The organism is Shewanella sp. MMG014, from assembly GCF_018100775.1.
Classification (GTDB): domain Bacteria; phylum Pseudomonadota; class Gammaproteobacteria; order Enterobacterales; family Shewanellaceae; genus Shewanella; species Shewanella japonica.
The window spans coordinates 243630-267732 of the sequence record NZ_JAGJDZ010000001.1 but is presented as its reverse complement, the minus strand read 5'-3'; the positions used below and the strand labels follow the sequence as shown (position 1 = coordinate 267732).

Sequence of the window (24103 nt, the reverse complement as noted above, 5' to 3'; positions counted from 1 at the left end):
CATCAGGCCAATTTGACAGTATTTTCTTTTGATAGTGTAAATTGTATCAAGGCTGTTTGTTGTTAACTATATACAATTCTGAGTAAATTTATACTAACAGCTTTATCTATTAACCCATTGATAGTTATTCTGTAATCTCAGCATGAACCTGACTTACCGCTTTGTTATCTAAGGTGTACCATTTCATTACGATGGCTACGATGATAGAGCCGACAGCAGGGTAAAGGGTAAATGACATCAAAATACCGTGTTGTGTCGCTTCTGTTTGCTCTACATCTGCTTGATAGCCATAAAAAGCCAGTAACCAACCAGCAGCTGCGCCACCAATTGCAACACCAAGCTTAATAAAGAAAATGATTGAAGAATAAATCATGCCAGTAATTCTAACGCCTGTTTTGTACTGGCCGTAATCGACAACATCCGCCATTTTAGCCCATAGCAATGGGGTGCCCATATTGAAGGTGAAGCCCCAAACAATGAACAGCGCAAATGCCAATTCCACTTGTTCACCCGATACAAAGTAGGCTGCTATACATAACGCAGCAGCAATAATTTGAATGGTAATATAAGCTTTTACTTTACAGACTCGTTTGGCTAAAGGCTCAGCTAAGATACAGCCAAAAATATTACCTATCATTCCAAGCGTGATAAATAAGGTAATGGAGTCAGGCATATTCAAATAATACTTAACGTAATAAATCGCTAAACTGGTTTTTAATACCATACCTGATAATAACCAAATCGCAGCGATTGAAAGAATGCGCCACTGATCGTTTTGCCAGAGTAATTTAAAGTCTTTTTTGAAGCTGAGGTTTTGATCTTTAGGAGGATGTAAGCGCTCTTTGGTTCCTAAGAAGCACAAGATAAACATCACTACGCCCAAGGCACTCATTGCCGCAATCGTAAGCTGATAACCTTTAGCTTGATCACCTTGTCCGAAATATTCAACTAAAGGTAAGGTTAATGCTGACACCATTAATCCACCAATCATGGCAAACACAAAGCGATAAGACTGGACGGAAACACGTTCTTTTGGATCTGCGGTTAATACGCCGCCTAATGCACAATAAGGAATATTAATGGCGGTATAAACCATCATCAGGGCGGTGTAGGTAACAAAGGCATAGATCATCTTGCCTTCTTCCGCTAAATCTGGCGTGGTGAAGGCCATAACACTGATAATACCGAAGGGCAGGGCAAACCAAATAAGGTAGGGGCGGAACTTACCCCATTTTGTTTCGGTTCTATCGGTTAATGCGCCCATTAGCGGATCGGTTATTGCGTCGATAAATCTTACTGCAAGGAACATGGTGCCGACAAATGCCGGCGAAATTCCAAAAATATCAGTATAGAAAAAGGTTAAAAATAACATCACGGTTTGAAACACGATGTTACTGGCGGTATCACCTAATCCATAGGCTATTTTCTCTTTAACGCTAATCATTGAAAACCTCTTTCGGGTTATTATTCTTTTTAAGTAGGGTTTTGAGTATGTATCGATTAATCAATGCGTTGATTAATAAAGTCACGGTAAGCTAAGCCACTGCGCTTTATGGTGCGTTTTTGTGTTTGGTAATCAACATACACTATTCCGAAGCGTTTTAAATAGCCTTCCGCCCATTCAAAGTTGTCCATTAAGCTCCAAGCAAAATAGCCATCAACTTTCACGCCTTGCTCTATAGCATTATTTACAGCGTTTAAATGGGCTTGATAATATTCTAGGCGGTCAATATCGTTAACGGCGTTATCTTCAATGTGATCGTCAATTGCCGCACCATTTTCAGTAATATAAATAGGAGGTAATGAGTAGGTATTATTGAGACTGGTTAATAAGTCAGTGAAGGCTTCTGGATAAATTTCCCACCCAATATCTGTTTTAGGGGCATCCTTCATATCTATTTGGACAAATTGATTGTCGCTACATGCTTGATAAACGGCGCGGGTATAAAAGTTAATGCCTAAAAAGTCGATTGGCTGACTAATGATTGCCATATCGCCTGGTTCAATGTCGGGTTTATCACCAGCTGCAAAATCGTTAATGATTGCTGGATACTCACCATCCATAATGGGTTTGATATACCACTGGTTAAAGTAGTCATCTGCAATCTGTGTCGCTTTTTTATCTTCTGCGCTTTGGGTCAGTGGATAGCAAGGCGTAAAGTTAAGCACAATACCATTAAGAGATTGGGGACTATTTTTTTGAATCACTTGCATAGCCAATCCATGTGCAAGTAATAAATGGTGCGCAGATTTGCGGCCAAAAGCTTTGGTAGCAAGCCCTGGTGCATGAATACCAATTTCATAACCTAGATATGAACTACAAAAAGGTTCATTTAAGGTGGCGTAGGAATACACTCTATCACCTAAGGCTTTAGTAATTTTGTCCGCGTAGTCTTGAAAAAGGTATGCCGTATTTCGATTAAGCCAGCCACCTTCATCTTCAATATGTTGAGGTAGATCCCAGTGATATAGGGTGACGTACACTTTAATATCACGACGGTTTAATTCATCCATTAAGTTGATATAAAAGTTAACCCCATCTTGATTTAAGCTGCCATCTTGGTTAATCACTCTTCCCCACGAAAGTGATAAACGATAAGCATCGACACCTAAAGATTCGATTAAATTGACATCTTCTTTCCAAAGCGCAACGTGCTCGCAGGCTTGCTTACCGTCTGAACCATCTCGAATTTTATCTGGAGTCGCACAAAAGGTATCCCAAATACAAGGCAAGCGAGAATCTGCTGCTCCTTCAATTTGGAAAGAGGCAGTTGCCACTCCAAACGTAAATGATTTTGAGTGCATTTTAGAATTTTCGGGTAGAGAAATTTTCATATTTATTATTCACTTAATATGTTTCAGGCGTATTTGTGTCAACGAAACTACAGCGTCTTTTACTCAGGGTAATACCTAAGTGTTTTTACAATGATTACTTACAAAAAGCGTTGACTTTCGTTATCGATATGTTAAAAATGAAAGCGCTTACATCGAGATTAGTGATTAATTAACAAAAGGTCAATAATTGATTTAGATAAATCTTGAAACAGCCTATCTGCGTACTACTAAAGGTGTACAGCTACAGTGCTTAGATAGTCATCGACCATAAATAGATAATAATTAAAGAGGGAATGACATGACCAGTGCACCATTAAATGCAGAGTCTGCAGAAATGGGAAGTGTTCATCAAAGCGGTAACTTTAAGTTTGCGTTGATGGCATTAACCTCATTATTTTTTATGTGGGGATTTTTGACCTGCTTAAATGACATCTTAATTCCATATTTAAAAAGTATGTTTGAATTAAGTTACACCCAAGCCATGTTAGTGCAGTTTTGCTTCTTCGGTGCTTACTTTATTGTTTCCGTACCTGCTGGGGCTTTAGTTGGCAAAATAGGCTATCAAAAAGGCATTGTGACAGGGCTTGCGATTGCCTGCGTTGGCTGCTTGATGTTTTATCCATCAGCTAGCTATGCCTCTTATTGGATGTTTTTAAGCGCGTTTTTTGTATTGGCTGCTGGTATTACAATTTTACAAGTTGCAGCGAACCCTTATGTCAGTGCGTTAGGCCCAGCTGAAACCGCTTCTTCTAGACTGACGATGACCCAAGCATTCAATGCGCTTGGTACCACTGTCGCGCCGTTTTTTGGCAGTTACCTCATTCTTAGCAATATGAGTCACAGTGATGATTCAGCTGCTGTTGAAAGTGCAACCATTGAAGCCGTTCATCAAGCAAGTACTGTGCAAGTTCCTTATTTAATGTTAGCTGGTGCATTGTGTGTGCTGGCGATAATTTTCTTTGTTTTAAAGCTACCTGTACTTGGTATCAGTGAACAAAACACCCAACAGTCTTCTTCTGATACGGGCAGCGCTTGGAAGTTTCCACACCTTGTTTTAGGTGCAGTAGGTATTTTTGTTTATGTGGGCGCTGAAGTGGGTATTGGTAGCTTTCTGATTAACTTTTTAACTCAACCTGATATTGGTGGCTTTACTGAAGCGCAAGCGGCTAAATACATTGCGTATTACTTTGGTGGTGCCATGGTCGGACGCTTCATTGGCGCATTAGTCATGCAAAAAATTGCGGCGGGTAAAGTACTCGCCTTTAATGCAACTTGCGCCGTGCTACTAGTTGCAGTTGCGATGCTTGCTGAGGGCACGACTGCGATGTGGGCTCTGTTGTTGGTTGGATTATGCAATTCAATCATGTTCCCGACGATTTTCAGTTTAGCACTGACCGATTTAAAGCAACACACCAGTCAAGGTTCAGGCGTACTGTGTTTAGCCATTGTGGGTGGGGCTATTGTGCCGCTACTACAAGGCATGCTAGCTGACTCATTTGGTATTCAAATGGCGTTTATTTTACCGTTAGTTTGTTATGCCTTTATTGCCCATTATGGCCTTATTGGCAGTAAGGCAAAGCGTCCACAAGTGTAATACCACAAGTTTTTTATTAATTAATCTTCTGCGAAGGCAGATTGGATAGAAAAGGCAATATTATGGATAAGGCAACTCACGTATTCGCAAATAAGCAAATAACCTTGCCACTCACTCTGCTAGCTGTCGTGATGGGTTTATCGGCATGTGGCGAAGATGATACAAAGAAATCAGTACCAAAGGTAAGTGATGATAAACCTGCACCTGTAGCTGAAACGTCACAAACGGTGTCCAATAAGATTGTTTCTGGGACTGTTTCAGGTGACATTTCTATTTGGCCGGAGTTAGCGATTCCATTTACAAAAGACGCTGCGCTTGAGAAGCGTATTTCTGATTTGATGGCGACAATGACACTTGAGCAGAAAGTTGCGCAGATGATCCAACCTGAGATCCGTGATATTACCGTTGAGGATATGCGTACTTATGGATTTGGCTCTTACCTTAATGGTGGTGGCGCCTATCCTAATAATGATAAACATGCCACGCCTGCAGATTGGATTAAACTCGCCGAAGATATGTACCAAGCATCTATAGATGACAGTATTGATGGCAATGCAATTCCAACTATGTGGGGCACAGATGCCGTACACGGTCATAATAACGTTATTGGCGCTACGCTTTTCCCTCATAACATTGGTTTAGGTGCGGCGAATAATCCAGACTTAATTCGTGAAATAGCCGCCATTACCGCTAAAGAGGTGATGGTAACAGGTATTGATTGGGTATTTGCCCCCACGGTTGCTGTTGTACGTGATGATCGCTGGGGACGTACATACGAAGGCTATTCTGAAGATCCACAAATAGTTAAAGCCTACTCACATGCTATCGTCGAAGGTCTTCAAGGCAAGGTCGGAGATGACTTTTTATCTGATCAACATGTTATTTCCACAGTGAAGCATTTCTTAGGAGATGGTGGGACTGAAAAAGGGATAGACCAAGGACAAAACCTAGATTCTGAGCAAGAACTATTTGATATTCATGCTCAAGGTTATGTGGGTGGATTGACTGCTGGCGCTCAAACCGTCATGGCGTCGTTTAACAGCTGGCAAGGCAAAAAAATTCATGGCGAAAAATACCTACTGAATGATGTGCTTAAAGACAAAATGGGCTTTGATGGCTTTGTTGTAGGGGATTGGAATGGTCATGGACAAGTCGATGGCTGTACTAATGAGTCATGTGCGCAAGCGGCAAATGCTGGGTTAGATGTGTACATGGTACCTACAAGTGCATGGAAACCATTATATGAGAATACGATTGCCCAAGTGAGAAATGGTGAAATCCCTCAAGCAAGAATAGATGATGCAGTTAGCCGTATACTCAGAGTGAAAATTCGTGCTGGCTTGTTCGAAAAACCCAGTCCTGCTAACCGTGAAATTTCAGGTAAAACTGAACTTATTGGTGCTAAGGCACATCGTGATGTCGCCAGACAAGCAGTACGCGAATCGTTAGTTTTACTGAAAAACAATAATAATGTGTTACCACTTTCTCCAAAAATGAACGTTTTAGTCGCTGGTGATGGCGCAGATAATATTGGTAAGCAATCTGGCGGGTGGAGTATCACTTGGCAAGGCACCGATAATCTAAATGAAGACTTTCCAGGTGCAACCTCTATTTATGCTGGTATTGCTAAAGATGTGACAGCGGCTGGTGGCCAAATAACACTTAATGTTGATGGTCAGTTTGAAGCAAACAATAAACCAGATGTTGCTATTGTTGTATTCGGTGAAGAACCTTATGCAGAAGGGAATGGTGACATTGATAACCTTGAATACCAACGTGGTGATAAACGTGATTTAGCATTACTTCGTTCACTTAAGTCTCAAGGTATTCCTGTTGTGTCTATCTTTATTAGTGGTCGTCCTATGTGGGTGAATCCTGAGCTAAATGCATCGGATGCATTTGTTGCTGCTTGGCTTCCCGGTACTGAAGGTGATGGTGTTTCACAAGTGCTATTTAGTGATAAAGACGGCAAAGTTAATCATGACTTTACCGGTAAACTTTCATTTTCGTGGCCAACTCGACCTCAGCAAACAGAAGTTAATGTCCATGATGAAAATTATCAGCCTTTATTCGCTTATGGCTATGGCCTGAAGTATGGCGAGAAGAGTGACGTGTCTAATGCGCTTTCAGAAGATAATTTTGCAGCCCAGGAGAAGTTAACTTCATTAGCATTGTTTGAACGTGCAGTAAAAGCGCCTTGGCGATTAATGATTGGTACTGAATCATCGTCCGATACTGTCAGTAGCAGCATTCAAAGTAATGATGTTGTGACGATCAGAACTTTTGATAAAGTTGTTCAAGAAGATGCTCGTTTAGTTAGTTTTAATGGTACAGGCCTTGGGTTTGTAGGATTAATCAGTAACTTCCCTCGTGACTTACGAGCATACTCAAACACCGATTCAGCGCTGTCAGTGTTAATTAAAACCACCAATAAAGTTGAGCAGCCAGTGATGTTAGGGGTTGCATGTGACCGAGATTGCCGCGCAGATGTGGATATTGCTAATGCCTTAAATACAGCGGTAGGTGAGTGGCAAACCATCAGTGTTGATTTGAAGTGCTTTGCAAATAAAGACGTCAATTTCGGTAACATCAATACACCTTTCTATTTGGCAACCAATGGGAGCGCTGAGATTAACTTTAGCGACTTATTGATTGTGCCTAATGCGGCAGAAACAGCCACAATATCCTGCCCAGACGCCTAATATAATTTTTGTTTTGCCGGCTAGCATAATGCTAGCTGGCAAGTTAATCCTGCACTGCTGCGAACTTGCAATTAATTTTGTAGGGGATTTTGCTGGATTTTTTTCGTGTTTTTTGAGTATTCCTTGGGGGGAAAATGAAAAAAAGAGCATCAGTTTTAACTATCACAAGTGTGAGTCTCGCTGCAGCCATGTTATTAGGATGCGGCTCTGACAGTGCCACAGATGCTGTTGAAGACACGGCACCTGTCGATAACAGCGAAGAACAAGAAAACCTATGGAATTTGGTATGGAGCGATGAGTTTGATGGTACCACTATCGATTTAGACAAGTGGAACCTCGCATATAATTGTTATGGCGGAGGCAATGAGGAGCAGCAATGTTATACCCAGCGTCCCGAAAATAGCCAAGTTGCTGATGGAAAGTTAGTGATTACTGCACAGCGAGAAGATTTTAGTGGTCCTGCTGTTGCATTGGGCGATCCTAATTATGATGAAAACGATACGTCAAAACAGCAAGCGTACACATCAGCACGATTAGATTCGACGAACAAAGGTGACTGGAAATATGGCCGTTTTGAAATCCGTGCCAAAATGCCGCAAGGGCAAGGTACATGGCCAGCGATTTGGATGTTGCCAACAGATTGGGTTTATGGCCCATGGGCTGGTTCCGGCGAAATCGATATTATGGAAGCGGTTAACCTTAAAGTGGTGACAGAAGGCTCTGATCCCGAAGCTAAAATTCATGGCACTTTGCATTACGGTAAAGCCTGGCCTGGCAATGTGTACTCTGGCGCTGAATATAGCTTACCTGATGGGGCTAACCCAGCTGACGATTTTCATGTTTATGTCATTGAGTGGGAGAAGGATGAAATTCGTTGGTATGTTGATGACGTCCACTTTGCAACTCAACGTTCAACAGGTTGGTACAGTCAATACGTCGATAGTGATGGTAATCTCGCTAATGCAGCGGAAGATGCTCCTTATAATCAATCATTTCATATGATTTTAAATCTAGCAGTTGGTGGAACTTGGGCGGGTAATGTCAATAACACTGGGGTTGATGAAAGTGTTTTCCCGCAAGTATTAGAAGTGGACTACGTTAGAGTTTATGAGTGCAGTGTGTCACCCGAAACTGGGGCTGGTTGTGCCAGCGTAGGTGACAATGCTGAGATTGTTGAAGGGCATGTTGCCCCTGAAATTACTGTGCCATCAACTGATATAGGTGCGGGGCCAGAATTCATACTATATGACGAAGGACTCGCTGAGGGGTTAAGTCTTGATAGCTACAACCCTGATAATGCGGTGACATTACAAACGCTAACTGTTGAGGGAAAGGGGGAAGTGCTTCAGCTAGATAAAGTTGGCGCGACAGGTAATGCTTATTTTAGTTATCCACCTACTGCTGATTTGTCACATTGGTCAGCAAACGGCACTTTAGTTTTTGACTTAAATCTATTAAGCACAGACAACGACGTTGAGTTATTGGTCAAAATTGATAGTGGTTGGCCAAATGTTAGTGATGTGAGTGTTAGCTTACCTGAATTGAATACTTGGACAGATATCCGTATACCTATTGCGGAACTTGTTGCCAGTGGTAATCGGTTTTCTCCAGGAAGTTTCGTTGATTTAGCATCAGTATCAAATCCCTTTGTCATTGAACCATTAGGCAATATGAGCTTACAAATCGATAATGTCCGTTATGAATATCAAGTATCAACGGCTAATGAGCTTATTATTTATGATGATGAAGTAAAAGCTCCTTTTACTATTGGTCATTATGCGGCTTCAGGCAGCGTTGCAATTGAGCAACTAGACGTCGGTGCTGACCATGGCATTGTCAACCAGTTTAGTTTTAATACCGATGAGGCTGTGGTGTATTTTCAAAGTACAGGCTTGCAGCAAGATGTCAGTAGCTTTGCTGCGGTCGAATTTGATCTTAACGTCATAACAGACCCTCGCGAAGTACGCGATTTTAATATTAAAGTCGATTGTGGCCATCCATGTAGTTCAGGAGATTTTGCCATCCCAGCGCCTGAAGTTGGCACATGGACACATTACCGTATTGCGTTAGCTGATCTCGTCGCCAATACAGGTTCAAGCTTGGTATTAACGCAAGTGGATACGCCGTTAGTTATTTTCCCTGCATGGGGCAATCAAAATGGTGTTGTAATGCAGGTGGATAACGTGCAGCTGGTTAAATAAATGGGACAGTATTTTTAAGATAACAAGTGTTCGTTACAGTAGCGTCACTGGATAACTCCAGCCTTTTAGACTCCATTTTGTAGCTAAAAGGATAATAACATTCAGGTTTGAATACGAATGCAGCCAAGGGTTAGAGGCTTTCAAGCTTATCCGACTTGGCTTACTATCAAACCTGTTATTACAAATGAGTAACAATAGCGGTATTAGCAAGGCTAATGATTAATGTCTAAGACAAGCTAAATAGTTATAAATATTTACCTTGTTCAATGGCATAATGTGTTGATTATTTACGACTTAATCGTCGATATTTTCCAAGGAGTTACCTTTGAGTAGCCAGAGAATAGATCAACCTTTTGATATAACAGAAAATCAGTTACAGCAAGTTATCAGCATCGCTAAAGACGCTGGTAATGCCATTATGCAGGTGTATTCATCTTCAGACTTGCAAGTCGTCACTAAACAGGATGACAGCCCAGTCACGGCTGCTGACATTGCAAGTCATAATGTTATTGTCGCAGGGCTTGAAAGTCAGTTTGCAGGTATTCCAATCATGAGTGAGGAAGCTGCAGATATTCCGTGGGAAGAACGTCAATTATGGAACACCTATTGGCTTATAGACCCACTGGATGGAACGAAAGAATTTATAAAACGAAATGGTGAATTTACTGTCAATATTGCGCTAATACATCATGGTAAAGCCATCGCTGGAGTGGTGTATGCGCCAGTCCTAGAAACGTGTTATTCAGGTATTTGCCATCAAGGTGCTTGGCTAGAACAAGGTGATAAGCGAGTTAAGCTCGATATCAGCCAACGTCCTATTAGTGAAAACCCGATTGTTGTTGGTAGTCGCTCGCACATTAGCCCTGACGTAGCAGCGTATGTCGCTAATATTGGTGAGCATGAGATGCAAAGTGTCGGCAGCTCCCTTAAATTTTGTTTAGTGGCAGAGGGTAAAGCTGATGTGTACCCAAGAATGGGGCTAACAAGTGAATGGGATACCGCGGCGGCGCAAGCAGTATTAGAAAGTGCAGGTGGACAAGTGTTACGCCACCCAGATTTAGCACCGTTAGATTACAACCAAAAAGAAGATATTTTAAACCCGTATTTTATTGCGGCATCACCGAAATGGTTTGAGCGACAGTCCTGACTTCGTCATACATGACAGCTCATTATCACTCGTTGGGTTAATGCCGTGAATCTACGTGTTAAATGATAGATTATAATTAAATGGAGAGTGAAGCTATGATGCGCATGGGTGTTGACCTTGGCGGGACAAAAATCGAGTTAGTAGCGTTAGCGGATGATGGCAGCGAGCTGTTTCGTAAACGTGTTCCTACCCCAAAAAATTATCCTGGAACCTTAGATGCGATAATTGGACTCGTTTCTGAAGCTGAAGCTGAAACTCAGCAAACAGGCTCAGTTGGTGTAGGGATCCCTGGCGTTGTTTCACCTTTTACAGGATTAGTTAAAAACTCAAATTCTACTTGGATTAATGGACATCCATTAGATAAAGATTTGAGCGCCCGTCTTGATAGAGAAGTACGAGTTGCCAATGATGCTAACTGCTTTGCTGTATCTGAGTCAGTAGATGGCGCCGCAGCAGGAAAAGGCGTGGTTTTTGGTGTGATTATTGGAACGGGTTGTGGCGGTGGTTTATCTATTAATGGCAAAGTCCACGGCGGGGGTAATGGTATCGGCGGTGAATGGGGGCATAACCCATTACCTTGGATGACGCCTGATGAGTTCAACTCAACATCGTGTTTTTGTGGCAATAAAGATTGTATTGAAACCTTTATTTCGGGGACTGGCTGGGTAAGAGATTTTCGCCGAGCAGGAGGTGAGGCTGACAGTGGAATACAAATTTCACAGATGATGGCTGAAGGGCATCCCTTGGCTACTCAAGCTTTTGTTCGTTATATCGACCGTTTAGCACGCTCTCTTGCCCACTTAATCAATATGATTGACCCTGACGTTATTGTATTAGGTGGCGGAGTATCGAACATTGATGCCATTTACAAAGAGTTGCCTAAGGTGTTGCCTAAATATGTCGTCGGCCGTGAATGCGACACGATAGTGGTCAAAAACCAGTTTGGTGCGTCATCAGGTGTACGTGGCGCAGCGTGGCTATGGGGTAAAGATAGCCATTAATGAGAGTTTTTGATTTGTTTTTGTATTGATTATTTAGGGCATTACACTTCAAATTCAAAGCATATAAAAACACTAGCGACGCTTATCATAGGGTCGCTTTTTTATGCATAAAGCAATTTTATGTTCATCATATTGGTGACGATATGATGTTGGTGAAATGTGGAGCGTGACTGGATAACATATAGGTATTAGTAATCTATTCCTTAACAAGCTAATATATTGCTGCGAATAATCTTTGGGTATCTTAATGTTTTGGCTTAAAAAAATACTTTCACAATTAGTCATGCCTGTACCATTTACACTTTTGTGTTTGCTCATGGCTCTACTCATTTGGCGTTACTGTAGTAAACATAAAAAAGTTATTGGACAGCTGTGTCTATTTTTAGGCTTTTCAACCTTATTGGTCTTCAGTAACTCATATGTATCTGCTGCGCTATCCCATAGTTTAGAGTCAAGGTACTCAGTGAACGAAATTCCGCTGTCTTTTGCTTATGACGAAAATGAAAATTATCAATGCTATGTGATGGTGTTAGGCTCAGGCCATACTGAAAATAACGAGATCAGTGCTGTACAGCAGTTATCATCGACCGCACTTGCAAGGTTGATGGAAGGCTTACGACAGCTAGATATCGCAGACAGACCATGTACCTTAGTCGTCAGTGGTTGGAGCGGCGGAATTACCCCAACGCCCCATGCGATGATCATGAAACGTGCAGCCATTGAACTTGGGGTGCCAGCTGAAAGCATTACTATTTTTCCAACAGCGTTAGATACCATAGAAGAAGCACAAGCAATGAAGCAGCTGGTAGGAAAAACACCATTCATACTGGTTACCTCAGCGACGCATATGCCAAGATCGATAAAAATATTTAGCCAAGAAAATCTATTCCCAGTGGCTGCGCCAACGAACTTTATCAGTTCTACAGGCTATTGGTGGCGGTTTAGCGCTTCAAACTTGTTTATTTCTCAACGGTCGATTCATGAATATGTCGGGATGGAATGGCTAAAAATAAAACGGTTTTTGATTGAAACCTTTGAATAACAACCTTTAATCCTTACAAGCTAAACGTTGGCAACATGACTCAAGAAAACACATTATTAATCAGTCCATTTGGTAAGCGTAATGGTATAACCTTAACCGTGTTCGGTTCGCTAGCGTTATTTATCAGCCTAGTGTTATTTATCACTGCAAAACACCTATTTGGGATCGGCATTGTGTTGTTTGGTTTTGGCAGTGTGAGTTTAATTTTAGGTATCGCTAAAATTAACCAACCTAGTGCCAGTTTTAAGTTAACACAGGCAGGAGTCGAATATTTCCATCGACGCGGTACTGTCCATATCGGGTGGAACAATATCCAGCGAATTGATGTATCAAGAGTGACTCAAAACCTTGAATTAATCGAATTGCCTTACATTGGCTTTAAGCTCAAAAAAATTAACCCCATTCTAGACAATATTTCCCCACGATTGGCGACAGGTCTGTTAACTGAGCAGCGCCCGTTATTGATGACGGCAGCGACACAAGATGAAGACTTACAAAGTTTAGAAACCTACCTAGGCGCTGAGTTTACTCCTTTGGTCGTTAATGGGGATCGTTACAGAGGCGTGTTAGCAATGTTTGGCCATCGCTGTCAGACACTTGAAAGTCATCTCGGGTTTCATTTATATATTTCTGTGGATAGCCTTGATAGGGCACCAATGGCGTTTGTGGCTTTACTAAGGGAGTGGCAGCAAGAGTTTGGTGGAGAAGGAGAAGAAATAACGTAAACTTTGTTATTGTCTCGTGGGTGATGGTTCAAACATCACTTGAAACAACAACAAAGCTTATTAATACAGTTATCAACAAATTTAGGTGAAAACTAAGCTGTCACAGCAGCGGAAAGTTGTGGGTTATCAGTTTTTTCTTCTGATGAATCACTGATCACTTTTTCATTTGAGATTAACTGATGTTCTGCGCTTTCGTCATAAGCTTTGCGGTATCCGATAAACTGACCATTATCTAAGATTTCCATACGCTTACTGTAAACTTCACCATCAAACGTACCTGTATTGGTGATTGATAATTTATCGCACGTAATATTACCTGTCATCAAGCCTGAGACTGACGCTTCAACACAAATCACGCCACCAGTCACTACACCTGTTGATTCTACTGTTACGTTACCTGTTGCACGAATTTCACCGTTGATTTTGCCTGCAATCAAGACGTCCCCAACAACTTTGATATTACCCGTGACTTCACAGTCGTTTGCGATAAAACTGAGGTTGTTTGCCGGACTTTTTTTACTAAACATGTAGACTCTCTTTTCGCATAATTAGGCCGCAATAAAACTGATAAGCGCGGCGAAAATGACTTTGTTATAGATATTTAACATTTAATATAGCGACAATTAAATGCAAAAAAAACAATTAAATTTTGACTGTTAGGACTTTTTTTTGACGGCGGTCACTCAATTAGCCTCAATTACTCGGCTTTAGCGTGAGGTTCTGTCACGGTAATTGACTGTGCAGGGCAAGGAGATACGCATGCGCCGCAGCCAGTACAAGCATCAATATCAATAATGGGTTTAGGGATTTGACCGACTGCCATCTTAAACGTAATAGCTCTAGGATCGCATGCATCTTTGCAACTTTGACACCACACACCTTTGTAGGTCAGGCATGAATCATTGATTGACGCTTTAATTGTCCATGGTAAAGCTTGAGATACATCGAAAATCTTTTCTTCGCAGACGGTTGCACACTGCTGACAAAAAGTGCATTCATCTTCAGAAAATTTAATTTCTGGAAAGCCGCCATCTCCTTTAATAAGCACTTTGGTTTCGCAAGCATCGATACAGGCATTACAACGAGTGCATTCGTCAGTAAACTCGATAGAGTCTATCACCCATGGTGGACGTTGAGCATTGTCTTTTCTGCGTCTGAATAGGTTTCTACGGCTATGATTAATGGATTGGCTCATGATTTATTTCCAGCCTTACAATGATTCATTTCGTGTTTATTCTCGATAACCTTTAGGGTTTTTTGATTGCCATTGCCAGCTACTTTTAACCATTGACTCAAGGGTATGAGTGGGCTGCCAATCAAGTTCTTTGTGCGCCAAAGTCGCATCAGCGAAATAGGCGGCTAAATCTCCTGTACGGCGATCTGTAAAGCGATAAGGTATAGTCTTACCACTGGCTTGTTCAAATGCCGTAATTAACTCGATGACGCTATAACCTCTACCTGTACCGAGGTTGTAAGTCACAATGCCAGGGTTTTCAGACAGTTTATTTAAAGCCTTGATGTGGCCTGTTGCGAGATCTTCGACATGAATATAATCTCGAACACCAGTGCCATCAGGTGTGAGGTAATCATTCCCAAAAACGCGTAATTCTTTGATATTCCCAATCGCGACTTGGCAAATAAATGGCATTAAATTGTTGGGTATATCACTAGGATCTTCGCCTATTAACCCACTTTTATGGGCACCAACTGGGTTAAAATATCGTAATACAGCAATATTCCATTGGCTATCTGCAGCGTATAAGTCAGCCAATAGCTGCTCAACCATAAGTTTAGATTGCCCATAAGGGTTGGTAGCACCTGTGGCAAAATCCTCTCGAATTGGCAGACTTTCAGGTAGGCCGTAAACAGTGGCTGATGAGCTAAAGACTAATTTTTTTACATTATGCTCAGCCATGACTTGGCAAAGTATGATGGAACCTGTGACGTTGGTTTCATAATATTGCAATGGGTTAGTGACAGACTCACCTACCGCTTTTAAGCCTGCAAAATGAATCACTGAGTCGATAACATGATCGGTAAAGATTTTGTGTAACAGGGCTTTATTGAGCACGCTACCTTGATAAAAAGTGCAATCTTTCCCTGTAATTTGGCGGATTCTGTCGAGCGCATTAACGTTGGCATTCGATAAATTATCAACAATGATCACTTGTTGATTGGCATCTAACAGTTCTACGACAGTATGAGAGCCGATATAGCCAACACCGCCAGTCACTAGAATTGCCATGGTTTGTCCTTAACACTGTGGAGTAAAAAGTAATTGCTCATACTATTGTACTTAACTTAGCGTGATGAATATAACTTTTGTTACTGATATCCATTCGAATAATCAGTAAATAGCAGCATTCATTCTAAGATGCGCTACAAAAAAGTCTGCAACATTGATAGCCTTTAACTCATTCGTCAAACTATAACTACATTTTAAGTCTCTGTTTTTAAATTACTATTTTTTATCAATATTGACTTTGTAGCGAATGGTTTACGTTTTTAGCTAGCAAACTGCCAATCAATAAAGTGTGAGCCTGTTAACAAATATGAAACCTTAGCTCACTATGAAGGCAGAGAAGTTTACGTAAAGTGACACTTATGAGTAAAGCAACAAATTACACAGCTAAAATCCCCGATAGTCAGGGTTATATTCAGTACACTGATGAAGAACATGATGTCTGGCATGAGTTATATCAGCGTCAGATGGTTAACATGCCAGGACGTGCATGTGATGCGTATATGCAAGGCCTTAAGGCGCTCAATATGCCGACCAACAGGGTGCCGCAATTACAAGAAATCGATAAAGTGCTAACCGAAACGACTGGTTGGAAAACCGCGGGCGTGCCGGCTTTAATTTCTTTTGGAAAATTTTTTGAATTGCTAGCGAGTAAACAGTTCCCCGTTGCCACGTTTATTCGTACCAAAGAAGAGTTTGATTACTTACAAGAACCGGATATTTTTCATGAAATTTTTGGCCATTGCCCGTTATTGACGAACCCAGCATTTGCGCGCTTTTCACATATTTATGGTCAGCTAGGTTTGGCTGCATCAAAAGAAGAGCGGGTATATTTAGCTAGACTGTATTGGTTTACTGTGGAATTTGGTTTAGTCAAAAGTGCTGACGGCGGTCTTAATATTTATGGTGGGGGGATTTTAAGTTCTCCTGGCGAGACCTTATATGCGTTAAGTGATGAACCTGAACGTAAGCCATTTGATTTGATAGAAGTGCTAAGAACGCCTTACCGAATCGATATTATGCAACCTATTTACTATGTGATTGACAGCGTCGACTATTTGGATGAAATCGCTCAAATGGACATTATGGCTGCAGTGACAAAAGCACGTCAGTTGGGGTTACTTGAACCTAAATTTGCCCCAAAGACGATTGCAAGTTAATACGAATAAAAGAACAAAAAACTCAGGAGTAGTTATGTCTGATTTATCAGAATTAAAATGTGAAGCTTGCCAAATTGATGCCCCAAAAGTGACCGAGCAAGAAATGGTCGAGTTCAGTCAAATGATCCCAGAATGGACCGTAGAGAATCGTGACGGAATTAATCAGTTAGAGCGTGTGTATAAGTTCAAGAACTTCAAATTGGCGATGGTTTTTACCAATAAATTAGCTGAACTTGCTGAAGAAGAGTTTCATCACCCTGGTATTTTAACGGAATGGGGCAAAGTGACAGTGACTTGGTGGTCACACTCAATTAAAGGACTTCATAAAAATGATTTTATCATGGCGGCGAAAACCGACCAGTTGATAGACTAGCCAGCTTCATTATTAATTTCAGCAGGTTACGTTAACGTAACCTGCTGGAATACGTCATCTGTTACAATTCCGCTGTAAACAACACTTGCCACAAGCCGCATAACCTTTTAACGTATCGCTCACAAATAAAGAAGGATGACAATTTTCATTCAATTTTGAATGGTTATTGCCTTGAATCCTCGTATATTGCTGCAAAATGACTGATAGGGAATAGTTGTATATGCGTTTGGAAGTGAGTTGTTTAGATCGCATTGGTCTTGCGAAAGATATTCTTGAAGTATTAGAGACTTATGGCATTAATTTGATTGCAATTGATGCTAGTAACAAAGGTTTTCTCTATTTACAATTCGCTGAAATTGGGTTTGAAACCTTAAGCGAATTAATGCCACTTATTAGAAAAGTAGAAAGTGTTCATGATGTACGAACTGTATCGTTTATGCCTTCTGAGCAAGAGCATTATGCATTAAAAACCTTGTTAAAAACGTTACCCGATTCGGTATTTTCTATTAATTCCAAAGGGCGTATTCGTATCGTCAATGAATCTGCATTGTTGACCTTGAATATGCAAGAGCATGAAGTTATTGATGAATCACTAAATCACTGGGTTCAAGGCTTTAACTTTTCTCGTTGGTTAACAGAAGCACCTGTCTTAGCTCAAGCTACCCGAGTACAAATTGGTAGTAACGAGTATCTAGCTGAAATGCTCCCGATTTATTTACCAGATGAAAACAATGCCAGTATCTTAGCTGGTGCTGTTGTATCACTTAAATCGCCTGCCAGAGTAGGTAAACAGTTTAATGCACTTCAAAATCAAACAACGGGTTTTGATAATGTTCTTGCTGTTAGCGATAAGATGAAAGATGTACTAAAGCAAGCTAAACGTATGGCACAACTTGATGCGCCTTTATTGATCACTGGTGAAACGGGAACGGGTAAAGAGTTAATGGCTAAAGCAAGCCATGATGCCAGTATGCGCCGTGAACATCCGTTTATTCCAATTAACTGTGCTGCATTGCCTGATAGTGTGGCAGAAGAAGAATTATTTGGTTTTGTTTCAAATGGTGATGTTATAAAACGTGGCCTATTTGAAGAAGCGAAAGGCGGCACCGTCTTTTTAGATGAAATCGCAGAAATGTCAAAAGCGGCGCAAGTTAAGTTATTGCGCCTTTTACAAGATGGCACCTTCAGACGAATTGGTGGCGATGAAGAAGTCCGTGCTGATGTACGTATTATTTGTTCCACTCAGAAAAACCTAGCAGAGCTTTGTCAGTCTGGTGAGTTCAGAGAAGATCTATATTACCGAATTCATGTACTCAGTTACCACATGCCGTCGCTGCGCGAGCGAAAGGTTGATGTTATCCCATTAACTGAAATGTTCTTAGAGCATTACAGTCAGCAGCTATCAAGCCCACTTCGCCGTATTTCAGCATCTTGTCGTGATTACCTGTTTACCTATGCGTGGCCTGGTAATGTTCGTCAGCTTAAAAACGCTATTTTTAGAGCGGTTTCAATGTGGGATGGATCAGCTGAATTAACTGTTGAACAGCTTAAACTGCCGTCTTACGCAGAAGGGTTTGGTTATTTTGATGAAGAGTTTGAAGGTAGCCTTGATCAAGCAATGAAAGAATATGAAGCGTCATTGTTAAGGCGTTTATATCCTGCTTATCCAAGTACCCGACAATTAGCCAAAAAGTTAGGTGTTTCTCATACGGCGATTGCAAACAAACTTAGAGATTACAAAATCACTAAAAAGCGTTAGCCGTGAACTTAAAGTTCATTAGGTAAAACAGACTGTAACGATATAATGCCAGCAAAATGCTGGCATTATGGTATTTTTAAGGCATATATTGCTGATATTGCCACTATCTTGCACTGTGTATTAAAAGCTTTACAAAATCACCGCCAACTAACCAAAGTGTGATTTATCTCACGCTATATTAATTTGGCTGAGCTTAATGTATTCCTAGCGTTATAACGCTATTTTCGTTGATATTAACCCGCAATCTGTTCGGCAAATGCTTCATTAGCGTCTTAGGTACAGATTGCCAGAAATAACAATTTAAAATCTAGTATCAACTTTATTTGTTCCCTTTAGGAGTCAAAATGAAACTTGCAAGTTACAACAACGGCCGCCGTGATGGCCAACTTATGTTGGTGAGTAAAGATTTATCAAAAGCCGTTGCCGTTCCTGCTATTGCCAATACCATGCAGCAACTATTGGATGCATGGGATTTACTTAATCCTCAATTGCAAGAGCTGTATGAAGCGTTAAATGCTGGTCAAATGGATAATGCTATCGATTTTGATGAGTCACGTTGTCTGTCACCTTTACCACGTGCATACCAGTGGGCAGATGGTAGTGCTTATGTTAATCACGTTGAGTTAGTTCGTAAGGCTCGTGGTGCTGAAATGCCTGAGTCTTTTTGGACAGATCCGTTAGTTTACCAAGGTGGCTCTGATTGCTTTATCGCACCTAAAGCGGATATTGAAATGGCAAGCGAAGAGTTTGGCATTGATTTCGAATCTGAAATTGCCGTTGTTACGGATGATGTTGCAATGGGTGTTGATACCGATAATGCAGCTAAACATATTAAATTACTGATGCTAGTGAATGATGTGTCACTGCGTAATTTAATTCCTGGTGAGTTGGCTAAAGGATTTGGTTTTTTCCAATCTAAGCCTTCTAGTGCATTTTCTCCTGTTGCGATTACCCCAGATGAGTTAGGTGATAAGTGGCAAGACAGTAAAGTTCACTTACCATTAGTCACACATTTAAACGGCGACCTATTTGGCCAACCCAATGCTGGCGTTGATATGACGTTCAACTTCAGCCAACTGGTTTCTCATGTGGCTAAAACCCGTCCATTATGCGCTGGTGCTGTGATTGGTTCAGGCACGATATCAAATTATGATCGCAGTGCAGGTTCTAGCTGTTTAGCTGAGAAACGTATGTTAGAAATCATTGCAGATGGCAAAGCTTCAACTCCATTCATGCATTTCGGTGATACTGTCAGAATCGAAATGTTTGATGAAGAAAACAACAGTATCTTTGGCTCAATAGACCAAAAAGTGGTTGAGTACAAAGGCTAGTCGTTACGGTTTAATACCCTAAAGCAATAGCGCTATGCGTTATTGCTTTTTTTATGCTCATTAGGCTGTTAGCTCAATGATGATAAGGAGATAAAATGAAACTATATGGATACTGGCGCTCAAGTGCCGCCTATCGAGTACGCATTGCACTCAATTTAAAGCAACTGGTGGCAGAACAGGTTTCAGTGCATTTAGTTAACAATGGCGGGGAGCAGCATAGCGAGATGTTTGCAGCGTTAAACCCTCAGCAATTAGTTCCCGCTTTTGTCGACTCTAACGATGACGGGGAATTTTGCCTTACTCAATCAATGGCAATTATTGAATATTTAGAAGAGCAGTATCCTCAAAGCCCACTATTGCCAAAAACGCCAAAGGATAGGGCGATTGTTCGTGCGATGGCGCAATCTATTGCTTGCGAAATTCACCCATTAGATAATTTGCGTGTGTTGCAATTTTTAGTGAAAGAGATGGATGTAGATGAAGAAGCTAAAATGAAGTGGTATCACCATTGGATCCACATTGGCTTTAAAGCATTAGAATCACAAATGAAGACTCATTCTGGCAAATATTGTTTCGGTGATACTCCTACGTTAGTGGATTTATGTTTAATCCCGCAGGTTTATAATGCTAAACGATTCAATGTTGATTTAACTGATTACCCGAACATTTTAAGAGTTTGGACGTATTGTAATCAACAATCTGCTTTTGCTGATGCCGCTCCAGAACAGCAGGCAGATGCCACTTAAACCTTGTTGACTCTTTCGCTATACAGCCAGTTAATGTTGAGCGTGTTCTACAATCACATGCTCTGACCACTTAACTGGCAGTTGCTCTTTTCAGTGCGTTATTCGTGTTTAAACTTACTATATATTTTCCAATATTTTTCCCTATCAACTTGAAATGGCGCGTTGTTTATTAATAGCTTAGTGGCATAAAATCAGTTAACTTAACCCACCAATATTAGCATGTGTTAATATTGTCATGTGTTAATATTGGTTTTGTTATTATTGTTTTTTGTCAAAATTGTCGTTTAGCAAGTTTTGTCGAAAGAGTCGCGTTATTTATCGATCAAAATGTAAATTATTAAAGTTCTTCATTAATTAAGCCGATAAAGTGGTAGCTTTTGATTTACCGTTTTTAAATCTGCAAATTAGCATCGGTACACTGTGGTTAATTTAAATAGTACAAATAACACTCGGAATAGGTCATGGATTTTGAATCTCAAATAAAACAGTGGATTACAAACGACCCAATGCGCATGAAAGCATTGGATCTGACTGCGCAAATGTTTAAAGAGCTTGAGGTTGATGATTGGTATATTGCTGCAGGTTTTGTTCGTAATTTAGTGTGGGATAAATTGCATGGTGCTGCGGAATCAGTATTAGATGATATTGACGTGATTTATTACTGCAATGAAGAAACCAGTGTTTATCGTGACAAGTTAATCGAACTTGCTTTAGCGGAAATGGCTTCATTCCCTTGGTCCGTTAAAAACCAAGCAAGAATGCACATAAAAAACCAGCATCCTGCTTATACTTCTGCTAAAGATGCGATGTCTTATTGGCCTGAACTGCAAACAGCGATTGGGGTGAAGCTCGATGAGCGTGGTGACATTGTCGTTGAGTCAGTGTTCGGTTTGCCTTGTCTATTTAACTTGACTGTAAATTACAATCCTAAAGCTGATGAGTCAGTGTTTATGGAGCGAGTTGCCAGCAAGCCTTGGTTTAATGAGTACCAGAATTTGTCATTAGAGCTTTAATTCGTTTAGTTAGCATAGCTAATTCAAACATTTTGAAATAACACTTCGATGGTGACAGTCAAAACGGCTTGATTCAAGCGCTCGCTGTCTTCATCTTCACTCCATGTGTATTCAGGCGTAATGCCAAAAAATAACCATTCTCTCAAATAACTTTGTCTATATGTGAGCCCAATACTAGCTTTATCAATATAATGGTAGGGCTTATTGACGCCATTTATTTTTGCTTGATAGCTAATGGCTTGTGTCTCACTAATATATTGATAAAGCTGTAAACCAGTGCCTATTTTCCAGCCGTTACCTTTATTCTCATATTGTGCTGCACTGTGCCAACGGAGCAAAAATTGAGGATTAAAAGCATGTTCAAAATCTAACTCTGTAGATTCACCTGTTACGCTTTTTTCCTGGTATAACTTTTGTGTAAATCGCCAAAGGCTGTTGTCCGAAATCGGTAAAGTGTAACGGTAGCGCGCTTCAATTTTGGGTTTAAAACTGGCTTTGATATTGAAACTACTTCTTTCTTTTGTATACCAGTCATATCGTAAGCCGACATCAACATCTCTTTCTTCATCAGGACGTTTAATAAAAGAGAAAGGATCATCTTCGCCCGTGGAGTCAAAAATAAGCTTTAATTTCTTGCTCATTCCCGGCAAGTTTAAACGCGCATTTAAGTTAGCTCGGTACTTAGACCCCTCCTTTTCAAAATAAGAGAAGTCGTTATACCAGCGAATGATGGTGCCTGCTCGTCCATCATCTTCTATACGATCATCGACAAAAAAGCTGTCAAACCAGATAGCGGGTTCGCAAAACTTGGTATTCAAATAAGCGAATGTTTTATCTAACGGTAGTTCTGATTGTGAGCGGCTATAGCATGGAGAGTCTTCAGTAGCGCTTTGCTCACCGTTGGCTTTTGTAGCGTTTGGTTTAATTTTTTGAACAGCTTCTACAATTGCGTCGCTTGCCGTTTCTGATTTACTTTCAGCTTGCTTCGATGCTTGCTCAAAAACCGTACTCGCTTGAGTAGAGTTAATATTGGCAAACAACAATAGCCAGCTAATTATCATAAAAATTTGTTTTGATAGGCGCGACAAAGCGATGTGATTCCAAAAAGAAAGTCGATAAATTTGATTGTATCACTTATGTAACAAATTTCTGTTGGTTAACATCTTAGTGGCATAAAACAAATCTTATACCAATTAGATAGATGAAATTGTTGTCAACATGTGAATTATTTATTTTGCCTGAATATTTATGCGATACCTAGAATTGAGTGGAATCTGTTCATTTTTAATACGATATGCTGGATTTATAGCTGCATATTAAATGCGTGTTATCTAAATCTGCTAGGTAAATGTGATCTCAGTCATTAATGTTGCTTACCTAGTTTGGTATAGGTGTTTTTATTGATTTGGATCAATATTGTTAATCAAATACTCTGGCAGTGTAGCGGCAATTGTTAACAGTGTTTGCACAAAGCACTAATTATGTTGCGCACATGGAGTTGTCACAATGAATAAAAAAATAGCCTTAAGTATTGTCGCAGCCAGTTTATTATCTACTGGTATTTCTTCTTCTGTTTTTGCTCACCAAGCGGGTGATTTTATTTTTCGTGTAGGGGCAGTTGCTGTCGCGCCGAATGATGAAAGTCAAAATGTTGATACCCCAGACTTAGGTGATTTAGGCCAATTCTCTGTTGATGACAACACTCAAGTTGGTTTAAATTTTGGCTACATGCTGACAGATAATTGGGGAGTTGAATTATTAGCAGCAACGCCTTTTACTCATGACATCTCAATTGCTGGCATGAAAGTGGCTGAAACTAAGCATTTACCGCCAACCTTAGTTGCACAATATTACTTTGGTAATGCGCAATCTAAATTACGCCCGTATATTGGTGTAGGTGTTAACTTTACTAACTTTTTTGACAATGAAATTACCAACAGTGTTGATGGTCGTTTATCTGACTTAAGCTTGTCTAACTCTTGGGGCTTAGCTGCTCAAGTAGGCTTAGATTACAACATTAATCAAAATTGGTTAGTTAATGCTTCAGTTTGGTATGCACAGATTTCAACTGATGCAAGCTTTAACTACGCGCCAAACGGTGGTGCAGATTCAGTAGCTGTGACAATTGAAACTGATATAAACCCGTGGGTTTATATGGTGAGCGTAGGTTACAAGTTCTAAGTCAGAGCGTTATTGTTACCAAAAAAACAGGAGCTTAGCTCCTGTTTTTAT

At 40.6% G+C, this 24103-nt stretch carries 20 protein-coding genes; 14 read left to right on the top strand and 6 right to left on the bottom strand.

Going from position 1 to position 24103, the window contains the following annotated elements; translation table 11 throughout:
* Window positions 1-124 precede the first annotated feature (124 nt).
* Window positions 125-1444 (bottom strand): glycoside-pentoside-hexuronide (GPH):cation symporter, encoded by a 1320-nt coding sequence (locus J8L86_RS01125; RefSeq protein WP_211028296.1) that lies wholly within the window; start codon window positions 1442-1444, stop codon window positions 125-127.
* A 56-nt stretch (window positions 1445-1500) separates the two neighbouring features.
* Window positions 1501-2835 carry a GH1 family beta-glucosidase gene (locus J8L86_RS01120; protein WP_055023039.1) on the bottom strand — a complete coding sequence of 445 codons (1335 nt, stop codon included), beginning with the start codon at window positions 2833-2835 and terminating at the stop codon, window positions 1501-1503.
* A gap of 298 nt (window positions 2836-3133) precedes the next feature.
* On the opposite strand from J8L86_RS01120, the gene J8L86_RS01115 reads away from it, so the two are divergent.
* The 7 genes from J8L86_RS01115 to J8L86_RS01085 all read left to right on the top strand — a co-directional run bounded on the left by J8L86_RS01115 (window position 3134) and on the right by J8L86_RS01085 (window position 13247).
* The gene (locus tag J8L86_RS01115; protein WP_211028294.1) at window positions 3134-4429 is read left to right on the top strand and encodes a sugar MFS transporter; all 1296 of its coding nucleotides are present in this window, start codon (window positions 3134-3136) and stop codon (window positions 4427-4429) included.
* A gap of 62 nt (window positions 4430-4491) precedes the next feature.
* The gene (locus J8L86_RS01110) at window positions 4492-7131 is read left to right on the top strand and encodes a glycoside hydrolase family 3 N-terminal domain-containing protein (RefSeq protein ID WP_247663129.1); all 2640 of its coding nucleotides are present in this window, start codon (window positions 4492-4494) and stop codon (window positions 7129-7131) included.
* Window positions 7132-7265: 134 nt separating this feature from the next.
* On the top strand, window positions 7266-9332 hold the full coding sequence (locus tag J8L86_RS01105) for a glycoside hydrolase family 16 protein (RefSeq protein WP_211028292.1): 2067 nt from the start codon (window positions 7266-7268) through the stop codon (window positions 9330-9332).
* A 325-nt stretch (window positions 9333-9657) separates the two neighbouring features.
* Complete coding sequence (gene cysQ, locus J8L86_RS01100; protein ID WP_247663127.1) at window positions 9658-10479, top strand: 3'(2'),5'-bisphosphate nucleotidase CysQ; 822 nt, start codon at window positions 9658-9660, stop codon at window positions 10477-10479.
* A gap of 95 nt (window positions 10480-10574) precedes the next feature.
* Window positions 10575-11480, top strand: a complete 906-nt coding sequence (mak, locus tag J8L86_RS01095) for a fructokinase (protein WP_055023036.1) — start codon at window positions 10575-10577, stop codon at window positions 11478-11480.
* A gap of 463 nt (window positions 11481-11943) precedes the next feature.
* Window positions 11944-12522 carry an ElyC/SanA/YdcF family protein gene (locus J8L86_RS01090; protein WP_345742582.1) on the top strand — a complete coding sequence of 193 codons (579 nt, stop codon included), beginning with the start codon at window positions 11944-11946 and terminating at the stop codon, window positions 12520-12522.
* Between the two features lie 35 nt (window positions 12523-12557).
* Window positions 12558-13247 carry a DUF2982 domain-containing protein gene (locus J8L86_RS01085; RefSeq protein WP_055023034.1) on the top strand — a complete coding sequence of 230 codons (690 nt, stop codon included), beginning with the start codon at window positions 12558-12560 and terminating at the stop codon, window positions 13245-13247.
* 92 nt (window positions 13248-13339) lie between these two features.
* Here the strand turns inward: J8L86_RS01085 and J8L86_RS01080 are convergent, their stop codons facing one another.
* The 3 genes from J8L86_RS01080 to galE all read right to left on the bottom strand — a co-directional run bounded on the left by J8L86_RS01080 (window position 13340) and on the right by galE (window position 15492).
* Window positions 13340-13774 (bottom strand): polymer-forming cytoskeletal protein, encoded by a 435-nt coding sequence (locus tag J8L86_RS01080; RefSeq protein ID WP_055023033.1) that lies wholly within the window; start codon window positions 13772-13774, stop codon window positions 13340-13342.
* 170 nt (window positions 13775-13944) lie between these two features.
* The gene (napF, locus tag J8L86_RS01075; RefSeq protein ID WP_080915361.1) at window positions 13945-14442 is read right to left on the bottom strand and encodes a ferredoxin-type protein NapF; all 498 of its coding nucleotides are present in this window, start codon (window positions 14440-14442) and stop codon (window positions 13945-13947) included.
* 36 nt (window positions 14443-14478) lie between these two features.
* Window positions 14479-15492 (bottom strand): UDP-glucose 4-epimerase GalE, encoded by a 1014-nt coding sequence (galE, locus tag J8L86_RS01070; RefSeq protein ID WP_055023031.1) that lies wholly within the window; start codon window positions 15490-15492, stop codon window positions 14479-14481.
* A 359-nt stretch (window positions 15493-15851) separates the two neighbouring features.
* Here galE and phhA point away from each other — a divergent pair, with 359 nt between their 5' ends.
* The 6 genes from phhA to J8L86_RS01040 all read left to right on the top strand — a co-directional run bounded on the left by phhA (window position 15852) and on the right by J8L86_RS01040 (window position 21871).
* The gene (gene phhA / locus J8L86_RS01065) at window positions 15852-16649 is read left to right on the top strand and encodes a phenylalanine 4-monooxygenase (RefSeq protein WP_055023030.1); all 798 of its coding nucleotides are present in this window, start codon (window positions 15852-15854) and stop codon (window positions 16647-16649) included.
* 34 nt (window positions 16650-16683) lie between these two features.
* Window positions 16684-17022: a 4a-hydroxytetrahydrobiopterin dehydratase gene (locus J8L86_RS01060; protein ID WP_055023029.1), complete on the top strand. Its 339-nt coding sequence runs from the start codon at window positions 16684-16686 to the stop codon at window positions 17020-17022.
* A 220-nt stretch (window positions 17023-17242) separates the two neighbouring features.
* Window positions 17243-18781: a transcriptional regulator TyrR gene (gene tyrR, locus J8L86_RS01055; RefSeq protein ID WP_055023028.1), complete on the top strand. Its 1539-nt coding sequence runs from the start codon at window positions 17243-17245 to the stop codon at window positions 18779-18781.
* Window positions 18782-19125: 344 nt separating this feature from the next.
* Window positions 19126-20112, top strand: coding sequence for a fumarylacetoacetate hydrolase family protein (locus J8L86_RS01050; RefSeq protein WP_065109183.1), 987 nt, complete (start codon window positions 19126-19128; stop codon window positions 20110-20112).
* Between the two features lie 95 nt (window positions 20113-20207).
* Window positions 20208-20858 (top strand): maleylacetoacetate isomerase, encoded by a 651-nt coding sequence (gene maiA / locus J8L86_RS01045; protein WP_211028290.1) that lies wholly within the window; start codon window positions 20208-20210, stop codon window positions 20856-20858.
* A gap of 461 nt (window positions 20859-21319) precedes the next feature.
* Window positions 21320-21871 (top strand): nucleotidyltransferase family protein, encoded by a 552-nt coding sequence (locus J8L86_RS01040; RefSeq protein WP_065109185.1) that lies wholly within the window; start codon window positions 21320-21322, stop codon window positions 21869-21871.
* Between the two features lie 23 nt (window positions 21872-21894).
* Here J8L86_RS01040 and J8L86_RS01035 read toward each other — a convergent pair whose 3' ends face one another.
* A complete protein-coding gene (locus tag J8L86_RS01035) occupies window positions 21895-22932 on the bottom strand; it encodes a hypothetical protein (RefSeq protein WP_247663125.1) in 1038 nt (345 codons plus the stop codon).
* Window positions 22933-23377: 445 nt separating this feature from the next.
* On the opposite strand from J8L86_RS01035, the gene ompW reads away from it, so the two are divergent.
* Window positions 23378-24052 carry an outer membrane protein OmpW gene (gene ompW, locus J8L86_RS01030; RefSeq protein ID WP_211028283.1) on the top strand — a complete coding sequence of 225 codons (675 nt, stop codon included), beginning with the start codon at window positions 23378-23380 and terminating at the stop codon, window positions 24050-24052.
* Window positions 24053-24103: the final 51 nt, after the last annotated feature.

What these genes read in the sequence shown, in the direction of transcription:
- J8L86_RS01125 (WP_211028296.1), bottom strand. Translation starts at nt 1,444, where the DNA reads ATGATTAGCGTTAAAGAGAAAATAGCCTATGGATTAGGTGATACCGCC.
- J8L86_RS01120 (WP_055023039.1), bottom strand. Translation starts at nt 2,835, where the DNA reads ATGAAAATTTCTCTACCCGAAAATTCTAAAATGCACTCAAAATCATTT.
- J8L86_RS01115 (WP_211028294.1), top strand. Translation starts at nt 3,134, where the DNA reads ATGACCAGTGCACCATTAAATGCAGAGTCTGCAGAAATGGGAAGTGTT.
- J8L86_RS01110 (WP_247663129.1), top strand. Translation starts at nt 4,492, where the DNA reads ATGGATAAGGCAACTCACGTATTCGCAAATAAGCAAATAACCTTGCCA.
- J8L86_RS01105 (WP_211028292.1), top strand. Translation starts at nt 7,266, where the DNA reads ATGAAAAAAAGAGCATCAGTTTTAACTATCACAAGTGTGAGTCTCGCT.
- mak (WP_055023036.1), top strand. Translation starts at nt 10,575, where the DNA reads ATGATGCGCATGGGTGTTGACCTTGGCGGGACAAAAATCGAGTTAGTA.
- J8L86_RS01085 (WP_055023034.1), top strand. Translation starts at nt 12,558, where the DNA reads ATGACTCAAGAAAACACATTATTAATCAGTCCATTTGGTAAGCGTAAT.
- J8L86_RS01080 (WP_055023033.1), bottom strand. Translation starts at nt 13,774, where the DNA reads ATGTTTAGTAAAAAAAGTCCGGCAAACAACCTCAGTTTTATCGCAAAC.
- napF (WP_080915361.1), bottom strand. Translation starts at nt 14,442, where the DNA reads ATGAGCCAATCCATTAATCATAGCCGTAGAAACCTATTCAGACGCAGA.
- galE (WP_055023031.1), bottom strand. Translation starts at nt 15,492, where the DNA reads ATGGCAATTCTAGTGACTGGCGGTGTTGGCTATATCGGCTCTCATACT.
- phhA (WP_055023030.1), top strand. Translation starts at nt 15,852, where the DNA reads ATGAGTAAAGCAACAAATTACACAGCTAAAATCCCCGATAGTCAGGGT.
- J8L86_RS01060 (WP_055023029.1), top strand. Translation starts at nt 16,684, where the DNA reads ATGTCTGATTTATCAGAATTAAAATGTGAAGCTTGCCAAATTGATGCC.
- tyrR (WP_055023028.1), top strand. Translation starts at nt 17,243, where the DNA reads ATGCGTTTGGAAGTGAGTTGTTTAGATCGCATTGGTCTTGCGAAAGAT.
- J8L86_RS01050 (WP_065109183.1), top strand. Translation starts at nt 19,126, where the DNA reads ATGAAACTTGCAAGTTACAACAACGGCCGCCGTGATGGCCAACTTATG.
- maiA (WP_211028290.1), top strand. Translation starts at nt 20,208, where the DNA reads ATGAAACTATATGGATACTGGCGCTCAAGTGCCGCCTATCGAGTACGC.
- J8L86_RS01040 (WP_065109185.1), top strand. Translation starts at nt 21,320, where the DNA reads ATGGATTTTGAATCTCAAATAAAACAGTGGATTACAAACGACCCAATG.
- J8L86_RS01035 (WP_247663125.1), bottom strand. Translation starts at nt 22,932, where the DNA reads ATGATAATTAGCTGGCTATTGTTGTTTGCCAATATTAACTCTACTCAA.
- ompW (WP_211028283.1), top strand. Translation starts at nt 23,378, where the DNA reads ATGAATAAAAAAATAGCCTTAAGTATTGTCGCAGCCAGTTTATTATCT.